3 protein-coding genes are annotated in these 2,440 nt (G+C 63.6%); all 3 read right to left on the reverse strand.

The annotated features are described in order from the left end of the window. Positions 1–135: 135 nt before the first annotated feature. A complete protein-coding gene (locus P0D73_RS46200; protein ID WP_408183643.1) occupies positions 136–729 on the reverse strand; it encodes a PqiC family protein in 594 nt (197 codons plus the stop codon). After that, positions 726–2,342, reverse strand: a complete 1,617-nt coding sequence (locus P0D73_RS46205) for a PqiB family protein (RefSeq protein ID WP_408183641.1) — start codon at positions 2,340–2,342, stop codon at positions 726–728. The genes P0D73_RS46200 and P0D73_RS46205 overlap by 4 nt, the downstream gene beginning before the upstream one ends. Next, positions 2,335–2,440 (reverse strand): paraquat-inducible protein A (locus P0D73_RS46210; RefSeq protein ID WP_408436402.1); only part of this gene is annotated, 106 nt, incomplete at its 5' end. The genes P0D73_RS46210 and P0D73_RS46205, both read right to left, overlap by 8 nt.

Consider the following 2,440-nt stretch of genomic DNA (forward strand, 5'->3'; position numbering starts at 1 on the left):
CGTATCGAGGCTCACGGTCTTCTTCTCCAGTCCAGCGATCGATCAGTGACCCCGGAAACGGGGTATCCTGGTTTCAGCCGACGCGAACCTCGGCGACATATGACCGCTTATAGACGTCCGTTCTCCGTTCCGGCGTCAGTCGACGGTCGTCGGCGGACGGATGCCGGCCGCGATCGCGCGGCTCACGGTGGCAAGCGCCTTGCTCCAGGCCACCACCGCCGCTTCGTAGCCCGCGCCCGCGCAGGGCTCGCTCGCGATGGTCCGGCCGGTGATCGGCGGCGCTTTACCGGGTGGCAACACCGACCACAAGACATCGACAGTCACGGCATCGCCGAGCAAGGCGTCGAAGCGCTGGACGTCGATCCGCACTCGCCAGGCCGCCGCCACGTCGCCGCCGATCGGCAAAGTCGACACGCGAGGGCTGTTCAGCAGCTGCGAGAGATCGGCGACGAACACGCGCGGAATCTGGCTCTTCAGCGGCTCAGCCCAGCGGGCGAATTCGTCGATCGTCACATGGTTCGTGCCGGCGCGAACAACGATCTGCGGCCGGTCGACGAGTTCGGGCACGGTGACCGCGCCGATCACGACGATCATGGGCGGCCCATGATTGACGCTTTCGCGCGGCGCCTCCGCACTCAACGTGTAGAAGTCCGACTTGGGCGAGCCGGCACAACCGGCGAGCACGACCGTGGTCAGCGCAACGGCAAGGCATAGCGATAGGCGCTTCACTTTTTATCCTCCACCTTGCCGCGGATGAGTGCCTCCGGATGGCGTTCGAGGTAGTCCGCCAGCGTGCGGAAAGCGGCCGCTGTGCGCGCCAGTTCGTTCATGGCGTCCGTCGTGTTCTGCGCCAGTGGGGAATCGGGCTGTAGCGTGCTGTTCGCGGAATTTAGCGCCGTCTGTGCAGCGGCGAGCGTGTCCCGTGCCTGCGGCACCACGTCGGTCCGAAACTGCTTGAGAAGGGTATCGGCATCGGCTAGCGTCTTTTGCGCACCCTTCCCGATCCCACCGAATGGAATCTGGTTCAGCTTGGCGAGCAGACTCGTCACCGAATTCTGCATGGACTGCAGGCCGCCAGGTATGGTTGGTATCTCGGGCGGCGTGACGGTCCAATCGACCTTCGCCTTCGGCGCGTTCGGGAAAAAGTCGAGTGCAATATAGAGTTGCCCGGTCAGCAGATTTCCGGTGCGCAATTGCGCACGTAAGCCATGGTCGACCAGCGTTTGCGCAAGTCGCTGAGGGTCGTCGGTGATCCTTCCTTTCCCTCCCTTCATATAGCGCGACGTGAAGCGCTCTGGAAAGAGACGTATCTCGACCGGGATGCTGAACTGTTTGGTAACGGGATCAAACCGCGTATTGATCGCCGCGACTTCGCCGACCACGATACCGAAAAAATCGACCGGTGCGCCGACCACCAGCCCTCGCACCGACTCCCTGAAAACCAGCGCATAGGTATCGACGATCCGATCGTGCTGCTTCATCGCCTCCGAGCGATCGTGGTACAGCGCGAACTGCGCGTCCGGGGCGGCTTCGGCTCCATCGGCCGTTTGGTCCGGCGTCTGGAATGCGAGTCCGCCGATCAGGATGGCCACCAGCGATTCGGTGTTGACCTTGACGCCCGTCGTATCGAGCGACACGTCGATCCCGCTCGCCTGCCAGAAGCGCGTATCGGACTTCACGTATTTCTCGTAAGGGGCGTTGACGAAGACACGCATCGTCACGCCCTTCCCGTCCGGGTCCAACTGGTACGAAACGATCTGGCCGACCTGCAGCCGCCGGTAGAAGATGGGCGAACCGACATCGAGCGAGCCCATGTCAGCGCCTTTCAGTACAAACTCTCGGCCCGGCACGCCGATAGCGAACACGGGCGGTGACTCCAGGCCCGTGTAATCGCGCCTCGACTTCGTCGATGTGCCCACGTCCATGCCGACGAACGAGCCCGACAGCAGCGTGCCGATGCCGGATACGGTGCCGCCGGAAATGCGTGGACGCACGACCCAGAACCGCGTGTCGTCCACCAGCAGGTTGGTGGCATCTTTGGACAGTTCGGCCGTGGCGACCACGCGGCGGTGATCGCCCGACAGCGTGACACTCTTGACCACACCGATGTCGACGTTCTTGAACTTGATCTTGGTCTTGCCCGCTTCGAGCCCCTCGCCGGTCTCGAAGCTGATCGTCACCGCCGGGCCCTGCTCCATGATCGCCTTCACCGCCAGCCATCCGCCGATGAGCACTGCGATCAGCGGCACCAGCCACACGATCTGCATCCGCCAGCGCGAGCGCGGAGTGGCAATAGCTTCAGGAACGTCAGGCGACCCCGGTTGACCGGGAGGTTTAGCCATGATCGTGCTCCGTTGCGTCCCAGATCAGGCGCGGATCGAATGACATGGCGGCGAACATCGTCAGCACGACTACCGCGCCGAAAGCCACGGCGGCCGGA

This window comes from Paraburkholderia sp. RL18-101-BIB-B, from assembly GCF_046026985.1.
Classification (GTDB): domain Bacteria; phylum Pseudomonadota; class Gammaproteobacteria; order Burkholderiales; family Burkholderiaceae; genus Paraburkholderia.

Bases quoted from the DNA above. Each gene is read 5' to 3' on its own strand.
- P0D73_RS46205 (WP_408183641.1), bottom strand. From the start codon at position 2,342: ATGGCTAAACCTCCCGGTCAACCGGGGTCGCCTGACGTTCCTGAAGCT.